Source organism: Bacillus sp. M5A3_1b (assembly GCF_053345335.1).
Genome location: NZ_JBKEZY010000011.1, coordinates 25,891 through 43,536, shown reverse-complemented (window position 1 = coordinate 43,536; position 17,646 = coordinate 25,891). Strand labels below are relative to the sequence as shown.

16 protein-coding genes and 1 pseudogene are annotated in these 17,646 nt (G+C 34.6%); 1 reads left to right on the top strand and 16 read right to left on the bottom strand.

Translation table 11 applies throughout. The features are described from left to right. Positions 1 to 77: 77 nt before the first annotated feature. The 12 genes from ACLBWW_RS23915 to ACLBWW_RS23860 all read right to left on the bottom strand — a co-directional run bounded on the left by ACLBWW_RS23915 (position 78) and on the right by ACLBWW_RS23860 (position 11,432). Positions 78 to 1,328: a sensor histidine kinase gene (locus tag ACLBWW_RS23915; protein ID WP_053078503.1), complete on the bottom strand. Its 1,251-nt coding sequence runs from the start codon at positions 1,326 to 1,328 to the stop codon at positions 78 to 80. Beyond that, complete coding sequence (locus tag ACLBWW_RS23910; protein ID WP_001238626.1) at positions 1,325 to 1,996, bottom strand: response regulator transcription factor; 672 nt, start codon at positions 1,994 to 1,996, stop codon at positions 1,325 to 1,327. Before ACLBWW_RS23910 ends, ACLBWW_RS23915 begins: the two co-directional genes overlap by 4 nt. 150 nt (positions 1,997 to 2,146) lie before the next feature. Further along, complete coding sequence (locus ACLBWW_RS23905; RefSeq protein ID WP_048541617.1) at positions 2,147 to 2,851, bottom strand: metallophosphoesterase family protein; 705 nt, start codon at positions 2,849 to 2,851, stop codon at positions 2,147 to 2,149. Between the two features lie 419 nt (positions 2,852 to 3,270). Beyond that, the gene (locus tag ACLBWW_RS23900) at positions 3,271 to 4,647 is read right to left on the bottom strand and encodes an ABC transporter substrate-binding protein (RefSeq protein ID WP_048541611.1); all 1,377 of its coding nucleotides are present in this window, start codon (positions 4,645 to 4,647) and stop codon (positions 3,271 to 3,273) included. 21 nt (positions 4,648 to 4,668) lie between these two features. Next, positions 4,669 to 5,490 (bottom strand): carbohydrate ABC transporter permease, encoded by an 822-nt coding sequence (locus ACLBWW_RS23895; protein WP_048541609.1) that lies wholly within the window; start codon positions 5,488 to 5,490, stop codon positions 4,669 to 4,671. Further along, positions 5,487 to 6,419 carry a carbohydrate ABC transporter permease gene (locus ACLBWW_RS23890; protein WP_048541607.1) on the bottom strand — a complete coding sequence of 311 codons (933 nt, stop codon included), beginning with the start codon at positions 6,417 to 6,419 and terminating at the stop codon, positions 5,487 to 5,489. Before ACLBWW_RS23890 ends, ACLBWW_RS23895 begins: the two co-directional genes overlap by 4 nt. Next, on the bottom strand, positions 6,419 to 7,516 hold the full coding sequence (locus ACLBWW_RS23885; protein WP_141538758.1) for an ABC transporter ATP-binding protein: 1,098 nt from the start codon (positions 7,514 to 7,516) through the stop codon (positions 6,419 to 6,421). The genes ACLBWW_RS23890 and ACLBWW_RS23885 overlap by 1 nt, the downstream gene beginning before the upstream one ends. After that, the gene (locus ACLBWW_RS23880) at positions 7,513 to 8,079 is read right to left on the bottom strand and encodes a glycerol-3-phosphate responsive antiterminator (RefSeq protein WP_447614279.1); all 567 of its coding nucleotides are present in this window, start codon (positions 8,077 to 8,079) and stop codon (positions 7,513 to 7,515) included. Before ACLBWW_RS23880 ends, ACLBWW_RS23885 begins: the two co-directional genes overlap by 4 nt. Before the next feature lie 307 nt (positions 8,080 to 8,386). Then, positions 8,387 to 9,067 carry a GNAT family N-acetyltransferase gene (locus ACLBWW_RS23875; protein ID WP_048541602.1) on the bottom strand — a complete coding sequence of 227 codons (681 nt, stop codon included), beginning with the start codon at positions 9,065 to 9,067 and terminating at the stop codon, positions 8,387 to 8,389. Positions 9,068 to 9,230: 163 nt separating this feature from the next. After that, complete coding sequence (locus ACLBWW_RS23870; RefSeq protein ID WP_098047484.1) at positions 9,231 to 10,103, bottom strand: ankyrin repeat domain-containing protein; 873 nt, start codon at positions 10,101 to 10,103, stop codon at positions 9,231 to 9,233. Positions 10,104 to 10,542: 439 nt separating this feature from the next. After that, positions 10,543 to 11,046, bottom strand: coding sequence for a nitrous oxide reductase accessory protein NosL (locus tag ACLBWW_RS23865; protein WP_048541600.1), 504 nt, complete (start codon positions 11,044 to 11,046; stop codon positions 10,543 to 10,545). A 131-nt stretch (positions 11,047 to 11,177) separates the two neighbouring features. Then, on the bottom strand, positions 11,178 to 11,432 hold the full coding sequence (locus ACLBWW_RS23860) for a hypothetical protein (protein ID WP_048541598.1): 255 nt from the start codon (positions 11,430 to 11,432) through the stop codon (positions 11,178 to 11,180). A gap of 254 nt (positions 11,433 to 11,686) precedes the next feature. Between ACLBWW_RS23860 and ACLBWW_RS23855 the strand changes: the two genes are divergently transcribed. Beyond that, positions 11,687 to 12,991, top strand: coding sequence for a CitMHS family transporter (locus ACLBWW_RS23855; protein WP_098221280.1), 1,305 nt, complete (start codon positions 11,687 to 11,689; stop codon positions 12,989 to 12,991). 46 nt (positions 12,992 to 13,037) lie between these two features. Here the strand turns inward: ACLBWW_RS23855 and ACLBWW_RS23850 are convergent, their stop codons facing one another. The 4 genes and pseudogenes from ACLBWW_RS23850 to ACLBWW_RS23835 all read right to left on the bottom strand — a co-directional run. Beyond that, the gene (locus tag ACLBWW_RS23850; protein ID WP_048541596.1) at positions 13,038 to 13,730 is read right to left on the bottom strand and encodes a response regulator; all 693 of its coding nucleotides are present in this window, start codon (positions 13,728 to 13,730) and stop codon (positions 13,038 to 13,040) included. Next, positions 13,730 to 15,340 (bottom strand): ATP-binding protein, encoded by a 1,611-nt coding sequence (locus tag ACLBWW_RS23845; RefSeq protein ID WP_088110137.1) that lies wholly within the window; start codon positions 15,338 to 15,340, stop codon positions 13,730 to 13,732. The genes ACLBWW_RS23850 and ACLBWW_RS23845 overlap by 1 nt, the downstream gene beginning before the upstream one ends. A gap of 183 nt (positions 15,341 to 15,523) precedes the next feature. After that, positions 15,524 to 16,384: a methyl-accepting chemotaxis protein gene (locus tag ACLBWW_RS23840; protein ID WP_438285517.1), complete on the bottom strand. Its 861-nt coding sequence runs from the start codon at positions 16,382 to 16,384 to the stop codon at positions 15,524 to 15,526. An 81-nt stretch (positions 16,385 to 16,465) separates the two neighbouring features. Further along, positions 16,466 to 17,500, bottom strand: a pseudogene (locus tag ACLBWW_RS23835) (HAMP domain-containing protein); the annotation flags it as partial. Between the last annotated feature and the right edge of the window lie 146 nt (positions 17,501 to 17,646).

The window sequence follows — 17,646 nt, the reverse complement described above, 5'->3', positions numbered from 1 at the left end:
TCATACATGTTATAAATAGTTTCTTAACTTTCCCTTAAAAAAAAGACGACCTTGTAAAAACAAGATCGTCTTCTCACTTATATTCTTTGGTTTTTAGGGAAATTCACTTCAAAACAAGTACCCTCTCCCCATTTGCTATCTACTAATATTTTCCCATAATGCTTTTCTACAATCCAATTTGCGATTGAAAGGCCTAATCCCGCTCCTTCTGACGCACTTCTCGCTTTATCACCTTGATAAAAACGATCAAATAATTTTGGGATGTCCTCATCTTTAACCCCTATCCCGTCATCTTTCACCCGTATACGAATTGAGCTGCTCGTTTGCGTACAATCGATTTGAATATGCCCGCCCCCATTTGTATACTTCATCGCATTATCTAACAATATGACCATCATTTGATGAATTCTCTCTCTATCACCCATAAATGATATGTCATGTTCTACTTTCAATATCATCTCTTTTTCTTGATATGAAGCAATTTCCTTATATGGATCTACTATTTCTTCTAACAATTTATCCATTTCAAATATTTTCTTATCCATCTCAATTTGATTAGAATCCGAACGTGCTAACAATAATAAATTAGTTACAAGCTTAGATAACCGTCTACACTCCTTTGAAATCGTAGAAATATCCATCGCTTTTTCTTCTATTGTCGCAGATGGTGACTGGAATAACACATCCGTTTTTGATTGAATAACCGCAAGTGGTGTCCTTAATTCATGCGATGCATCCGAAACGAACTGCTGCTGCTTCTCCCATGAATTTTGAATAGGTATAAGTGCCCTGCCCGCTAAGAAAAAACCAATTCCTACTGCACATAAACTTCCTACGCTACAACCTATAGCAAGAATTAAAAATAAAGTATGTAACATTTCTTTTTCAGCTGTTATATCGCGTACAATTTGAACTATTTTTGTATCTTGTTGAAATGCAAACGTTCTAAAATATTGCCCTTGCACTTCTATATCTTGCAAAGTTCCTAATTTCTTTGGAGAAAACTTTTCCAAATTATCTTCAAAGATAAAACGGCGTTTGCCGTTTTCAATACCTATCTCCACTGTGTTTCCAACCCAAATTAACTCCGTTATCCTTGGATCTCCAATCGGAGGATATCCCCTAATTTTTTTAAGTAGTTTTTTATCATCTGAATTCTTTCTATGCTGAACGGATTTTCCTATCGATTTATCTACTTCATTATAAATACGATTATATGTGTATGAATAAATGATACTGCCTAATACACCTATCAAGATAATAAATACTAATGAATTCAATATAGTCAATCGAATGCGTGTTTTCTGAAACATGCTTCCCTTTTTCATTGTTCTTTTAATATATATCCAATACCTCGAACAGTTTGAATATCTTTCTGATAACCGAATGGCTCTAATTTTTTACGTAAATGATGTACATACACTTCTACAATTGCTACTGTCGTATCTGAATCAAATCCCCAAACACGATCAAAAATTTGTTCACGCATTAAAATCTTTCCGCTATTTTGAACAAGGTACTCCAAAAGCTCATATTGTTTTAATGTTAACTTCATACTTTGTCCATCTACTTGAACGTCTTTATCTTTTCCGAACAGTTCAATCCCTTTATAACGAATAGTCTGCTTTGTTGTTAAACTACCGCTTCGTCGTAATAAAGCACGAATTCTCGCTTTTAACTCTGGAGCCTGAAATGGCTTAACGATATAGTCATCCCCACCAAAGTCTAAGCCTTTCACGCGATCTTCTAAAGAGTCTCTCGCTGTCAAAAATAGGACTGGTGTTTCAATTTTTTCATCACGTATTTTTTGAATTACTTCAAAACCGTCCATTTCTGGCATCATCACATCAAGTAAAATCGCATCATATATATTTTGTAACGCTAGAAATAATCCATCTTCCCCATTCAATGCTGTATCTACTTCAAATTCATCGCGTAATATTTGGACAATAGACTCTAATAAAGAAGCATTATCTTCTACTACGAGTAAGCGCATATTCTCACCTTCCACCATATTGTTCATTTCTATTTATAATTATATTTTAACGTTTTTCTCAATATAAAATTTGAAAGATTTATTATAAAAATTCTTCCTTAAATTTTTCTTAATAAAAAATTGAAAGAAATAAGATTCCCCTTATCTCTTTCAACTTTTTACTACGTATACCTTTTTACTCGGCAATTCTAAACAATTTAACTGACCACCATATACAGCACCGCCATCAATCCCTATAATACGATTACTCCCAAAATACACGCCGCAATTCTCACTACCATGAAGCGTTTTTGTTTCCGTATGACCAAATACAACAACCTTTTCACCACTATACCCATTATGAAATTCATTACGAATCCACATTAACGTATAGGATTCACATTCCGAAACCTGCTTCAATGGCTCAACACCGGCATGTACAAATATATATTCTTCTGTTTCAATGTAATGATCTAATTCTTGAATAAACTTTACATGTTCCTCTAAAACATGCGATTGTAAAATCGGTTTTTGGAAGGCTTCCTCATTAACCACAATATCTTTTTCTACAAATCCATAACTGTATAAAGTCTTATCTCCACCATTCCTTTTTACCCAATGATTCCATGAACGTTGCTCATCAGTCGTTAATGCCTTAATCATCATATCTTCATGATTGCCCTTTAGAATGAGGGCTCCCTCTTCTTTTAACTCTTTTACCTTTTCAATTACAGCACGCGCGTTTGGACCACGATCTACATAATCTCCCAGTAAAATTAATTGATCCTGTCTTACATCATATTGAGCTTCTTCCAATAACCGTTCGAACTTTTCTATTTCTCCATGAATATCACTAATAACAAGAATCCTTTTCATATGATCCCCTTCTTTCTAAACCACTCTCTTTTTAATTATAGTTCAAAACAACAGAAATTTCTGAATACATGTTCAAAATCACATTTATTACAAATAAAACGATTGTCCTTACAACAATGTAAGTCTCTTGTCATCCAATTCGATAGTTGCAAGTGCTAGATTTCCTTATACTAAAAGTAAGAAATGAAACAAAAAACAAGGAGAGATGAGACATGAAAAAAGTGATGGAAGTTGTAGTAGCGGTGGCAGTGGTTTTCGTAAATGGCAAACAAGTTGCAATGGAGTTAAATAAATAATGAAAAGGACAAGATTCATTCTAGACCCTTTACTCATATAAAAGAGATAAGACTTCTTCATTTTCTTGATCCCTTATCTCCTTGTAAAAAAAGCCGTATCCTTTTTCGGGATACGGCTTTTTCTTATTTTTGACTCGTACGAGCTGAAATACTAATTGCTCTATCAGTTGCTTTGGCAGCTTCATCTAATGCTTCTTTACTATTCTTCCCGTCATACATTGCTTCTAATGCTTTTACAACTGCATCTCGTGATTCTGGGAATACACTAATTAAAGCCCCTTGAGTTGCTGGAGATTGCTTCGTCGCTTGTAATTGTTCCACTGTTACTTTTAGCTGTGGATATTTTTCATATTGCTCTTTTACCAATGGTTCATTGTATGCATCTGGATTAATAGAGAAATAACCTGTTGCAGTATGCCATTTTGCTTGTACGTCTGGCTTCGTTAAATATTTCATAAAGTCCCAAGCACCTTGTTGCGTTTCTTCTGAAACCATATTCGTCATCCATAATGATGCTCCGCCAATAACAACACCATTTTGTTTCGAATCCTCTGGATACGGAATATATGAAACACCTACATTAAACTTAGATGCATCAATTAAGTCGCGAACACCAGCTGAAGAATCTAAATACATAGCAACTTGTCCAGATTGGAACGCAGCACGAATATCATCCCAACTTGCTCCATACTTTCCAAGTGCGCCAGCTTTATTTAAATCATCTAACATTCCAAATACTTTCTGTCCTTCTTTACCGTTAAATACCGCCTTCTTTGCAGCATCTTTGCGGCCGTTTTCGCTATCGACATATAAAGCACCTTGTGTCGCTAACAATTCTTCAAAGAACCAACCATAATTCAGCATGGAGAATCCATACTGTTTTACATTTCCGCCTTCTTTAATCGTTAACTTTTTCGCTGCTTCTTGTAATTCCGCATATGTTTGTGGGGCTTTCTCTGGATCTAATCCCGCCTTTGCAAAAGCATCTTTATTATAAATTAATACTGGTGTAGATGAATTAAATGGCATAGAATACATTTTTCCATCAACTGAATAATAATTTGTAATTGCTTTTTCCAACTTTGAAGTATCATACTTATCTTTTTTTATCCAACTATCAATTGGCGTAATCTTTTTGCTATCAATCATATATTTTGTTGTAATTTCACTCGACTGAACAAGAGCTGGCGCTTCTTTCGTAGCAGACATCGTTCTAAATTTCGTTAAAGACTCTTCATATGTCCCTTGGAACTCTGCCTTTATCTCGTATTTATTCTGTGATTTATTATAGTCTGCAACAAGCCCATCTAGTACGCCTTGTGTTTTTCCACCCATCGCATGCCAAAAACGAATTACAGTCTTATCACCATTTTTTTCAACTGGTGCTACTTTTGCCTGCGCTTCAGATTTCCCCTCCGTTTTACTACTTGAACAAGCGGCACTAGATAATGCCATTGTTGCTGCCATTAATAGAGCAGCACCTTTTTTTACTAAACTCATTTTAATCTCACCTTCTCTTAGTTATTTAATTGCACCTTTTGTTAATCCTTGTTGTAATTGCTTTTGCCCTACAAATAGTAAAATCAGTGTTGGAATGACAATAACCGTAACACCGGCCATTACGCTTCCCCAATCAGTTGCAACTTCTTGAGACTGAAGCTGCTTTACACCAATTTGAACTGTTCTTACTTTTTCATCAGTGGTCACTAAGAGTGGCCATAAGTACATATTCCATGTTGTTAAAAAACTATATACTCCAAGCGTAATAAAACTCGTTTTACAATATGGAATTACAACGCTGAATAAAAACCTTACATTTCCAATCCCTTCAATAAAAGCTGCTTCCTTCAGTTCATTCGGAAGTGTCATAAAATGTTGACGTAGTAAGAAAATACCGAAAGCTGTTGCAAAAAACGGCACTGTCATCCCAGCAAAGCTATTGATCCAACCGAAGTTTTGAATCGTTAAAAAGTTCGGTACCATCGTTGCTTCCCACGGAATAAGCATCGTTGAAATAAACAGGAAGAAAATTACGTTTCTCCCTTTAAACTGAAGAAAAACAAAAGCATAAGCTGCTAAACTGGATACGATAAGTTGTCCAATCATAACAATCGTCGATACAATTAAACTGTTGTACAAGTATGTAAAAAGCGGTACTTTTTGAAAAATATTAATAAAATTATCGAAAGTAAATTGGGTCGGAAATAGCCTTCTCATTTGAATATCATCTGGTGTCATAAAGCTTATTAAAAATGCATACAGTACAGGAAAAAACACCATTACTGCACTAATAATGAGCAGCATGTATAATAGGAAATTTTGTTTCCACTGTTTAACGATCATTTATAATGCACCTTTCTCTCAGCAAACTTGAATTGAATCAATGTAGCAATAAAAATGAAAACGAATAATATCATCGCTTGTGCACTTGCTGTTCCAAATTGATGATTCACAAACGCCTCTTTATAAATCGAGTACACAATTAAATTCGTTGCATCATTTGGTCCACCGTGCGTTAAAATATCAATTTGTCCAAAGCTTTGGAACGCACTAATTAACGTTACTGTCACGATAAAAAATAAAGTTGGTGATAGCATCGGTAATGTAACACGGCGAAGCTTATATAAATAGCTAGCGCCATCTATAGATGCACTCTCATATAAAGACGTATCAATATTTTGTAAACCACCTAATATAACTAAAAATGCAAATCCTGTATTCACCCAAACCGTTGTAACCGATACAGAGAACAATGCCCAATCTGGACTCGTTAACCATGCGATTGCAGGTAGATTCATAGAGGCTAATATATTATTAAATAGCCCGACACTTGGATGAAATAAAAATAGCCAAATCACCGCACTAGCAGCTACTGATATTCCCATAGTGGAAGAAAATAACACACGGAATAACCCAATACCTCTTACTTTTCCATTTGCAATCAATGCAAGAAATAAAGCGAATATAATACTCGTAGGCACTGTATATACAACAAATAATAAAGTTGACTTTATGCTTTTGTAGAAAGCAGGATCAGAAAATAAGTATTGATAATTTTCTAAGCCAACAAAAAGATTAGCTTCTCCGTGTATATCTGTTAAATAAAAGCTATAGTAAATCGTCCTAAATAATGGATAAAAAAGAAAAATCGAAAATAGTAAAATAGATGGCGCCAAAAATAATAATCCTATTCTTAAATCTTTCGTTTTACTCCATAAACTCTTCTTTTTTGACACTTTTGCTTGTGCTGGTAACTTGCCTACCTCAATCATTATTTCGCCACCACTTTCAACTCTTCTTCAGCTACCACTTTTAATCGTTCATTCGTATTTTGGTGAAAGAAGCATAACTTATCTTGCGAGAATAATAATTTTACTTTGTCACCTTTGTTCAGGAGTAGCTGTCCAATGACTTTTGCACTCCAGGTTATTCCATTTACCGCGAAATTTAATATAGATTCGTTCCCTAATACTTCTACAGATTGTAACGTGACTTCTTGCCCTTCCTCAGACAGTTCAATATGTTCAGGACGCATGCCTATTCGAATTGTTCCTTCTGGTAATTGCTTTAACAGTCCATTAGATAATGGAATTTGCAATTGCCCTATATGTAATACACCTTTTTCTTTGTCCATTTCTCCATCATTTATATTCATCGAAGGAGACCCTATAAAGCTTGCAACAAATTCATTCGCTGGTTCGTTATATATACCAAGCGGTGTTCCAACTTGCTGTATGCTTCCTTTATTTAAGACCATGATACGATCTCCCATAGTCATCGCTTCTATTTGATCGTGAGTAACATAAATCATTGTAATTCCTAGACGTTGCTGAATTTCTCTAATTTCAATCCTCATTTGCGCACGTAATTTCGCATCTAAATTTGAAAGTGGTTCATCCATTAAACAGATCGGCGCTTGACTTACGATCGCCCTGGCAAGCGCAACACGTTGCCTTTGTCCGCCTGATAATTGACCTGGCTTCATTTTCACATACTCTTTCAGTCCTACCATTTCAATAGCTTCCATTAATCGCTTTTGTCGCTCTTCTTTTTGTACTTTTCTTACCTTAAGCCCAAATAAAATGTTTTCTTCTACAGATAAGTGTGGATATAATGCATAATTTTGAAATACCATTGATAGATTACGGTCTTTCGGCTCTAAATCATTTGCAACATGTTCATTAATAATTAAATCCCCCGAAGAAATCTCTTCTAAGCCAGCAATCATTCGTAATAGTGTACTTTTCCCACATCCTGAAGGTCCAACTAAAACAAAAAACTCGCCCTTTTTAATGTGAACCGATACACCTTTAACCGCTGTCTCTTCCGCATTTTTATACACCTTTGAAACATTTTTCAATTCAATCACAAGATTGCACTCCTTTTTTCTTCGTGTATCCATACTTCATAATGACTCGTTGAAATTGCACTTGCTCCTGCACGAATAGCAATTTCCGCATCTTCTCGTGTTTGAATCAGTCCGCCTGCAATAATAGGAAATTCTATTTCTTCTGCTAACTGCTTAATAATGGAAGGCATAATACCAGGCATAATCTCTACCGCATTCGGTTTAGTCGTTTTACAATTCTCAATTGATTTTGTAAGAGATAAAGTATCAACAATAAAAATGCGTTGAATCGTTTTTAATCCAATTTTATTAGCATTTCGAATTGTCGAACCTTTTGTTGAAATAATACCCTGCGCCCCGATAACATCTTGAATATACAAAAGAGCTTCCTCTGTATTTGTATTTAAACCTTGTATAAAATCAAAATGAAGAAATACATCATGTCCATGCTTCTGTAATTCATATACACGCTCTGGTAAATCCAGCATTGAACCAGTCATAAGAAAAACTGTTTTCGGTAATTTTTTGTATGTTTTGTACCCTTTCCAATCTTTTATCATCGCAATATAAGGTTCTTTAAACATTTGTTCCACCTAGCTTTTCTATTTTTATCCAAACTAAAAACACCTACTTACATAGAACACCTTTCTCCTTATTTGAACTCTAGGAAATAGAGCACACCTAAGAAAGTGGCACGTTATATGTAAGCGGGTGTTCTCAAATGTTCTCTACCCTAGTTATTTTGTTACCTTTACTATATTACGCATTTATTAAGTCAGTTTTGATAGATTGTTAATTAGGTGTTAATCGAATGTTAATATTCATCATACTTTTTTAACAATAATCTAAATATACGAATGAACCCCAACAGCAAACAACTATTTTTTAAATTTAAGTGATATGCAAATTCATTCCATAGTTAATCAGTTTTAGTTTTCTCGCAACTGCTTGTGAAGCATAATTATCCCAAGAAGTACTATAAAGTGGAATGCGTTTTTCTTCTTGTATTGATATCGCCCAGGCTGTAACAACATCAGTACCATATCCATTCCCTTGAAACTCCGCTAAAGTTTCCACACTCGCCTCAGCAGCTACAGGCGTACTCCTAGCACTGCAACATATAGAAACTACCTTTTCATTTTTTACAATTGCAAAGTAAGGTTGCCTCCATTCCATCTGTTCTATTAAATTAGGAAAATTTTCTCGCAAAAGCTCTTTATTCTTCTCTGTTATCTGTATTGTTCTAGTTGGCTTATGTAAATTATTAGAGAACATGAAAGCAGGGCCTATCCAAATATTTTTCACTGTTTTTTCTTCATTTAATACATCAATGATCTTTGCTATCTCTATATGATTTGAAGGTTCTCGAATTAATTTCTCAATCTTACCTACCTTTTCATCATCCAGATCACAATGATATCTCGTTATACTCCCTTCACGAGTTCTGCCAAGAAAAAAGCGGGGTGCTTTCGGATTTCCTTGTTCATTTACATATTTCATTTTCCCTACTTGATTATGAACAAATAAAACCTCTACCTGAATTGCTATTAAATCAAGTTCTGAGAGCCTCATTTATATCCTCCTTAGTTACTCCATATACCATTCATAATCTATTTTTCATGCACAAAACAAAAATCCCATTCAAATACACATTACTGAATCCATCATACTAAATGACTTCTTCATTCTGTCTATCTAAATGAGATTATTTCGTACTTTTTATTTCTTTATCTTGTTATTCCACCGGTTGTGGTTGTGGCTGTACGACTTCATTCGCTCCAGCTAACCTCAACATATTTGCAATATCTTTAAAACCTCTTTTTTCAGCATATTGAAGTGGCGTAATATTTTCCTTATTGGCCATATTTACATCTGCCCCGTGGTCAATAAGCATTTGAATTACTTTCTTATGATTTTCACTACCATTTCCTAATACGATTGCTTCTACTACAGCTGTTCCACCACGATCATTTCTATAGTTCACATCAATATCTGTATGCTCTAATAACTCTTTTACGACCTCTACATGGCCACGTTCAGATGCAGAAATGAGTGCTGTTCCACCTGATTTAGTAGTTTCTTTCGTATTAACCCCTGCATTAATTAGTAGCTTTACAATGTCTGTATATCCTTCTCTACTTGCATAAAGAAATGGATTACTTTGTTTCTCATCTTTCCTTTCAATATTAGCACCTGCATCAATTAACGCTTTAACTGTCTCTACATGATTTTGATACGTTGCTGCAAGGATAGGAGTTTCTCCGTTGTCACCTTCTACGTTTATATTGGCTCCATCTTGAATCAGCTTCATAGCTGTTTCCGTGTCTCCAAGAGTCGCAGAAAGTAGCAATTGTTTGTCCATTAAATTTATACTTTTTTCTTCTTTAGGTTCTTCCTGTTCTTTATGCTTTTCTTTTTTCTTTTCGTTTTTCACATGAACCGGTTTCGATTCTGGCTCCTCTTGCTTATCGCAAGCCACTACCGTCATTAAAAGTCCTAATAACATACATAATAAAATTTTTTGTTTTCTCACAACTACAGCTCCTATGAAAGATAATGTTTTCTTAACCATTCCTCCATCACATACAATAACTCTTCTTGAGTACATTTATCCATAAGCCCTTTATATTCCTTCTTTAATCGGATTATCTTAAAACCTATACTATGTTTCTCAACCTATTGGAATGATGTGCCTGATGGCCTCATCATTAACATTATGAAGCAATTAGTTTAGCACGATTTTACCGCATTTGTATACATTTCTAAAAAGTACATAAAGTGAAACTTTAATTAGTGGGGGGGTGTTCATCCACCACTAATTATTAGTTGAACCAATCGGGCTTTTACGAGCAGTTGATCCCCACCTAACTTCTTTGCTTTCACTGAATTTTGAGACGGGGGTCTTACTGCCCGTTAATGCGGGATAAATGATTGCTTTAGGTTACTATATTCTATTGTAACCGTTCTTCTAAAATTTTTACACCTTTTCTATATTTGCACCTGAGTAATACTAAAAAAGACAACTTATGTAGTTGTCTTTTTTAGTATTAATGATGACCACCGTGATTTCCCTTTTTCGGGTTCCCCATCATCTCTTTATTCATTTCCCATTTATGCTCTGCTAGCTCTTTATATGAAAGAACTTTCCCTTTATAGTTAGACACAAAGTTTTCTGCATCCTTTTTATTTTCAAATGAAATAACATTATAAGCCATCGGTGTCGTTATTGTTTTATCATATACGTAAGTCGCATCTTCTAACGAAATCCATTCTTTCGAATCATAATCTCGAACAAATTTTTCTTTCGTCTTTTCACCTGGATTAATCTCCATCCATTTATACATACAACCGATATCATCAAACTTTAACGCTTTTCCATTTTCTAAAATGACTTCTGTTGCAAATTGATTATCCATTACCCCAATTTGGCAAATATCACACTTATCTTGTTTCTCATCAATTGCTACAGCCTCTGCTTGTTTCTTACCACATCCTACTATTGTAAAGACAAAGAATAAGCATATAGCAAGTGTCACATACTTTGTTCTCATTTTACTTCCTCCCTAACCGTATCTTCCACAAGGAGCATATCAAAAAGTTGTGTGAGATTTGTGAAAAAATAATGTACTTTTTGTAATATAAAGACCAAAAAAGATGTGTAGCCATTTCTACACATCTCTCATCATTCACAACCTGTAATTAATAAATCGTCTTCTAACTTAACTAATAATGTATCTGTATTAATTTGCTGACCAACAACTACATTTACTAAGCTTATATTTCCACTAATACCGACCGCAACTTTTTCAAGCTCACCGTTATTTTTTCGGATCATCATTAAATTTTCCCACTCATATACGTAAGAAGATTCATTAACAAAAATCTCTTCTACTTTTCCTTCATAAGAACTATAAATCTCTTCAATTCTCGTTTTCATATAAAATCTACTCCCTATTTCACACTTCAATATTTTCATCTTATTCTACCATTCTTACGGAAAGCAGCTTACTTTTTAAAAATTCAAATTAACTACCGTGAACAAAATGACCAAAATAAAAATTATGCTTCTAATGATGTTATTTTTCAAATTATTTACCATTTGAATGAATGCTTTTATGATAAATAAAAAACACTTTTTTCTGAATTTTCGTTACATTTTGAAAGCGCAATCATTCTTGAGGGGGAGATTACATGTTAGCACTACTTGGATTTTCGATGGTATTTGTCTTTATGTTTTTAATTATGACGAAACGTATGTCAGCACTAGTAGCATTAATATTAATTCCAATTACTTTCGCATTAATTGGAGGTTTTTATGCAAATATGGGACCTATGATGTTAGAAGGAATTCAAAAACTAGCACCTACTGGTATTATGCTTATGTTTGCTATTTTGTATTTTGGAATTATGATTGATAGCGGTTTATTCGATCCTGTCATTAGTAGGATTTTGAAATTTGTAAAAGGAGATCCTTTAAAAATTGTTGTTGGTACAGCGATTCTTACTATTATCGTTTCATTAGATGGGGATGGAACAACAACGTATATGATTACGGTTTCCGCAATGTACCCATTATATAAACGCCTTGGAATGAATCCACTTATATTAGCTGGGGTTGTTATGTTAGGAGCAGGAGTGACAAATCTTACACCGTGGGGCGGACCGACAGCTCGGGTTATGAGTGCTCTTGGACTAGACGCATCAGAGCTCTTTACACCACTTATACCAGGAATGATCGCTGGTGCAATTTGGGTCGTTTTCGTTGCTTACTATCTTGGCAAAAAAGAAAGAAAACGATTAGGAATTATGGATGTACAATACTTAAAACAAATGCAAACGATGGATGAGCAAGCTGCCACAGTAGAAGCTGCCGTTCATAAACGCCCTAAACTTCTATGGATTAACTTTTTATTAACTGTTACCTTACTTGTCTGTCTCATACTAGAAGTTATGCCGTTACCTGTTTTATTTACAATCGCTTTCGCCATTGCTGTTATGCTTAACTATCCGAACTTAGAACAACAGAAAGAACGTATTGCTTCTCACGCAGGAAACGTATTAGCCGTTGTTTCTCTCGTATTTGCCGCTGGAATTTTCACTGGTATTTTATCAGGAACAAAAATGGTAGATGCAATGGCTCAAAGTGTAGTCACTCTTATACCAGACGCACTTGGACCACAACTACCGATTATTACAGCTCTTCTTAGTATGCCGTTCACATTTTTCATGTCCAATGATGCATTTTACTTCGGGGTATTACCTATTTTAACGAAAGCTGCCGCTGCTTACGGAATTAGTGCAGCTGAAATGGGACGCGCTTCATTACTCGGGCAACCTGTTCACTTATTAAGTCCTCTCGTCGCTTCCACTTATTTATTAGTCGGAATGGCCAAAGTTGATTTTGGTGAACATCAACGCTTTACGTTACTTTGGGCTGTTGGAACGACAATGGTGATGTTAATTACGGGAATTGTAATCGGAATTATTCCAATATAAGACGTAAAAAACAGTAGAAGAAATGTAATTCTCTACTGTTTTTTTGTTATGAAGAAACAAGAAAATACCTTCTTTCTGGTCTCCCTACACTCCCATATATAAGCTCCGCATGAACTTTCTTTCCAGATATTAAATACTCTAAATAGCGCCTCGCTGTCGACCTACTTACTCCTACCATCGCACTTAACATTTCTGCTGTAATTCCTTCTTCATTCACTGTTAACATATGCTTTTTTATTTTTGCTAAAGTTAAGGGGTCTATACCTTTCGGAGCATATTCTATTTCATTTCCCTTTACGCCTCTTTGAGACCATAAATGTTCAATTTGTTCTATAGATAACGGATTATTTTTCTTTAACTGCACAAGCTTTTTTTGGTAATTTTCCAAACTTGCCTTAAATCGATCAAACATAAGTGGCTTTACGATATAATCTGTTACTCCACCTCGTAAAGCATGCCTCACTACATCTGTTTCCGATGCAGCTGTAATCATAATAATATCTGTATCATGTAAATTATGCCTAATATACGTAACAAGTTCCGTACCTTGCATATCAGGTAAGTACACGTCTAATAAAACGAGCTGTGGTTTCACAAGATCTAACCATTCTTTCGCTTGTTCCCCAGTCGTTGCTGTTCCAATTACTTTAAACCCCTCAACCTTTTCAGTAAAACGACGATGAATGTCCGCAATTCGAATATCATCTTCTACAATCAATACTTCAATCTCCTCACCCATTACAATTCGCCTCTCTCTTTTGGTAATGCAATAATAAATAATGCACCACCTAAATCCCCTTTTTCGATTGCAATACTTCCATTTAAATCTTCTACTAACTCTTTCACTTTTGCTAATCCATATCCTCGTTTCCCGCCTTCTTTCGTCGAGAAGCCTTTATAAAATATGCTAGTAATGACTTCATCATGAATCCCTTGTCCTGAATCTTCCACTTCAATTACTATCTCTTCTCCAATATCAGTTACAAACATCCTTACCTTCTTATCATTCTCTTCATTTCTTTCAATTGCTTCAAATGCATTCGTAATTAAATTTCCTAAAATAGAAACGACGTAATTACTCTCAATGTGCGGGCTTAATTTATCTAAGCTACTTTCTCGATCTAGCATAAAATCAATCTTTAACTCTCGCGCTCTATTATAGAATCCAATTAAAATTCCACCTAACCATGGATTTTGAATTCGCTTCATAATAAATTGAACAAAATCTTGATATACCGCTGTTTCCATATGAATAAGCTCTAAAGCATCTTCATATGATTCTAACTGGATAAGACCTGAAAGCGTATACAACAAATTGTTATATTCATGCGTTTGCGCTCGTAATGCCTCTGTATATTGCTTCGTCTGAGATAACTCTGCTGTTAACTGATCCATTTCAGATTTCAAACGTAAACTCGATACAACGCCAGTTACTTTATTCTTTACTTTAATAGGTAGACGGTTCGCAATAACAGCCTGCCCTTTTATATTTAATTGACGATCAAACTGTTCTTCACCAGTTTGAAATACATCTAGTATCGTTGAATTAGGAATTACATTTAAAATGAATTCTCCAATAATATTTCGTTGTTTATCTAGCGAAAGAATATCATAAGCCGCTTGATTGACTAAACTAATCATGCCATTGTGATCAATTACAATAATCCCTTCACGTACAGATTGAATCACTGTACTATGCTCTTCATATAAAGCTGAAATTTCTTCTGGCTCCATCCCAAACATCATTCTTTTTATACTTCCGGCTAAATATATAGAACCAATTATCCCGATTAAAAGACCTATTACTGTAATCCAAAATACACGCTTTCCATATACTTCTACCGCTCCATGAATATCATTCATTGAAAATCCAACAGACACCACGCCTATAATTTCATTTTCCTGATTGCGGATTGGAACTTTGCCGCGTAATGAAGGACCTAATGATCCAGTTGCTTTCGAAATATAAGATTTTCCTTCTAATAGAACTCCTTTATTATCTCCACCAACCATTGCTTCTCCTATTTTATCTCGCTTAGGATGTGCATATCGAATCCCCTCTTTGTTTCCAACTACAATAAAATCAGCATCTGTATCAATTCGAATTTTTTCTGCAATTGGTTGAATAATAGAAGCTGGATTTTCTTTTTGAAAAGCTTCCGTTATTTCAGGTATAGCAGCAACTGTTTTCGCAACATGCAAAGCCCGTTTCCCAATTTGCTCTTCTACCGTTTCAGACAATATGTAATAAAATAAATAACTTGTTAATAGAAGTACGACTAGAATAAGTGTACTAATTGTTATTGTAATTCTCGGTTGTAGTTTTAACTTTTTAAATTTCAAAACCATTCCCCTAACATAATTAAAGATAGAATTTAACGAAAATACAGTCTTTTATAATTTTACCTAATCATAACACGGTTACTCTATATTTCTTTATTTTTTATCTTCATAAACTGAAACTTTAATCAACCCACAAATAGCGGGATAACAAAAGAAACGAGGTACAATTACTACCTCGTTTCTTTTTTATTACACTTTAAATTTCCCAATCATCTCTTGTAATTCTTCTGCCATTTGCGATAAATGAACTGCCGCTGCATTGATTTCATCTACTGAAGCTAATTGTTCTTCTGAAGAACCAGCAATATTTTGAACGCTTGCTGCATTTTCTTCAATCGTAGCTGCAATTTCATTAATAGATGCACTGACTTGTTTTGCATCTACTGTCATTTGCTTCGCTACTTCTACCATACTATCAATTTGTTCAACTGTATCATCTGTAGACTTCAATATTTCAACAAAGCTTTGCTTCGTTTCATTTGCAACTTCAAGCCCTGATTGTACTTCTGTTCCAACTTGCTTCATAGAGCTTACTGTTTCTTTTATGTCAAATTGTATCTCTTTTACTAGTTTTCCAATTTCCGTAGAAGACTGTCCTGATTGTTCTGCTAACTTTCGCACTTCATCTGCTACAATTGCAAATCCTCTTCCTTGTTCTCCAGCTCTCGCAGCCTCAATTGCAGCATTTAATGCTAATAAATTTGTCTGCTCTGCAATATGTTGAATTACCTCAAGGATTGCTCCAATTTGTTTCGACTTATCATCTAGCAAAACAATAACTTTATCTGATTGTGAAACAGACTCATGGATTAATTGCATTTGATTCACCGTTTGTTCAACTAACTTCCCACCATCTTCAGCCTTTTTCTTCGTATACATAGATGCTGTGGATACTAATGAAGAACTGTCTGCCACACGTTGAATTCCTTCTGTAACTTCTTCTAATAATGTTGCGCCTTCTTCAACTTCTTTCGTTTGTATTTCCGCTCCACTCGACACTTGCTCTATCGCTTGTGTAATTTGTTCCGTTGCTTCACTCGTCTGCTTCATACTAGCTGTTAATTCTTCTGAAGATGCCGCTACATGACCTGCTGAAGTATTTATATTGGAAATGACATTCTGTAATGATGCTGCCATCTCGTTAAAGCTTTCTCCTAGCTGTCCAATTTCATCTTTAGAATGAACTGTAATTGATTCTGTTAAATCGCCTTCACTAATCTTTTTCGATGATATAACAAGTTGTTTTAACGGGTTAATAATAGAAGCAATTATGAAGTAAATTAAAATCCCGCCAATTATTAATGAAATACCAATAACAGTTATCGTTTTATAGAAAATAGGTTCAGCTGCTTCAATAATTTCGTTTGAAGGCATAATTCCTGCTATTTTCCATCCAGTTATCTTATTTGTTTTAAAAGTGATATGACGATCTTCACCATCTAATGTGAAATTAAAATCACCTGTTTCTTGTTTGTACAACTCTTTTTCGAGCTTCTCTTCTACCTTATCCCCCGGCTTCATCGTTGGATGCGCTACCACATTTTTATCTTGATCAAAAATTGCTACATATCCCTTTTTACCGATATTAACCATCTTTGAAGTATTTACGATATCATTAATAATTAAATCAATACCGAGAACACCGCTCTTATCCTCATTTTGTTTTGCTATTGTAATAACAATATTTCCTGTCGTTTTTGATTTATATGGAGCTGTAATAATTACTTCTCCACTTTTTTTCACTGCCTCTTTATACCAATCTCTTTCTGTAGGATTATATCCTTCTGGCATTTGAATAGACGGTGATTGAATAAATTGCCCATTGCTGGATCCAGTATAGATGGCTTCCAGTTCTGGATGTAACTTATTATATTCTTCTAGTTTATTTTGGATATTTTGTATTTGATCCGTTTGGTAACTTGATTGTGTAAATAATTTTGTAAAATAAACTGCATCTACTTTTTTACTATCCAATTCCTTATTAATTACATTATCCAATATTTTTATATTATCTTTCGCCGATTGTGAAATCGTCTCATTAAAGTTTGTCTTCGCTTGCTGATAAGACGTCCAACCAATTACAATACTTGGAAGAATTAAAATGATAACAAATGACACAAGTAACTTTGCTTTTAAACTACTACTTCTTAATTTTCCTTGAAACATATTTCTACCCCTCCATACCGTTTTAAATGTAATTGTTTTACATTTAATTTCTTTATATAAATCATACGATTCAAATGTATCAATGTGACTCTCTATCTCTTTCTCTATTGAAGAGTTGATACATACCTTTTTCATTCTATATAAAT

What these genes read in the sequence shown, in the direction of transcription:
- ACLBWW_RS23840 (WP_438285517.1), bottom strand. Translation starts at nt 16,384, where the DNA reads ATGAAGCAGACGAGTGAAGCAACGGAACAAATTACACAAGCGATAGAG.
- ACLBWW_RS23855 (WP_098221280.1), top strand. Translation starts at nt 11,687, where the DNA reads ATGTTAGCACTACTTGGATTTTCGATGGTATTTGTCTTTATGTTTTTA.
- ACLBWW_RS23910 (WP_001238626.1), bottom strand. Translation starts at nt 1,996, where the DNA reads ATGCGCTTACTCGTAGTAGAAGATAATGCTTCTTTATTAGAGTCTATT.
- ACLBWW_RS23865 (WP_048541600.1), bottom strand. Translation starts at nt 11,046, where the DNA reads ATGAGAACAAAGTATGTGACACTTGCTATATGCTTATTCTTTGTCTTT.
- ACLBWW_RS23875 (WP_048541602.1), bottom strand. Translation starts at nt 9,067, where the DNA reads ATGAGGCTCTCAGAACTTGATTTAATAGCAATTCAGGTAGAGGTTTTA.
- ACLBWW_RS23845 (WP_088110137.1), bottom strand. Translation starts at nt 15,340, where the DNA reads ATGGTTTTGAAATTTAAAAAGTTAAAACTACAACCGAGAATTACAATA.
- ACLBWW_RS23860 (WP_048541598.1), bottom strand. Translation starts at nt 11,432, where the DNA reads ATGAAAACGAGAATTGAAGAGATTTATAGTTCTTATGAAGGAAAAGTA.
- ACLBWW_RS23850 (WP_048541596.1), bottom strand. Translation starts at nt 13,730, where the DNA reads ATGGGTGAGGAGATTGAAGTATTGATTGTAGAAGATGATATTCGAATT.
- ACLBWW_RS23880 (WP_447614279.1), bottom strand. Translation starts at nt 8,079, where the DNA reads ATGTTTAAAGAACCTTATATTGCGATGATAAAAGATTGGAAAGGGTAC.
- ACLBWW_RS23895 (WP_048541609.1), bottom strand. Translation starts at nt 5,490, where the DNA reads ATGATCGTTAAACAGTGGAAACAAAATTTCCTATTATACATGCTGCTC.
- ACLBWW_RS23870 (WP_098047484.1), bottom strand. Translation starts at nt 10,103, where the DNA reads ATGTACTCAAGAAGAGTTATTGTATGTGATGGAGGAATGGTTAAGAAA.
- ACLBWW_RS23900 (WP_048541611.1), bottom strand. Translation starts at nt 4,647, where the DNA reads ATGAGTTTAGTAAAAAAAGGTGCTGCTCTATTAATGGCAGCAACAATG.
- ACLBWW_RS23890 (WP_048541607.1), bottom strand. Translation starts at nt 6,419, where the DNA reads ATGATTGAGGTAGGCAAGTTACCAGCACAAGCAAAAGTGTCAAAAAAG.
- ACLBWW_RS23905 (WP_048541617.1), bottom strand. Translation starts at nt 2,851, where the DNA reads ATGAAAAGGATTCTTGTTATTAGTGATATTCATGGAGAAATAGAAAAG.
- ACLBWW_RS23915 (WP_053078503.1), bottom strand. Translation starts at nt 1,328, where the DNA reads ATGAAAAAGGGAAGCATGTTTCAGAAAACACGCATTCGATTGACTATA.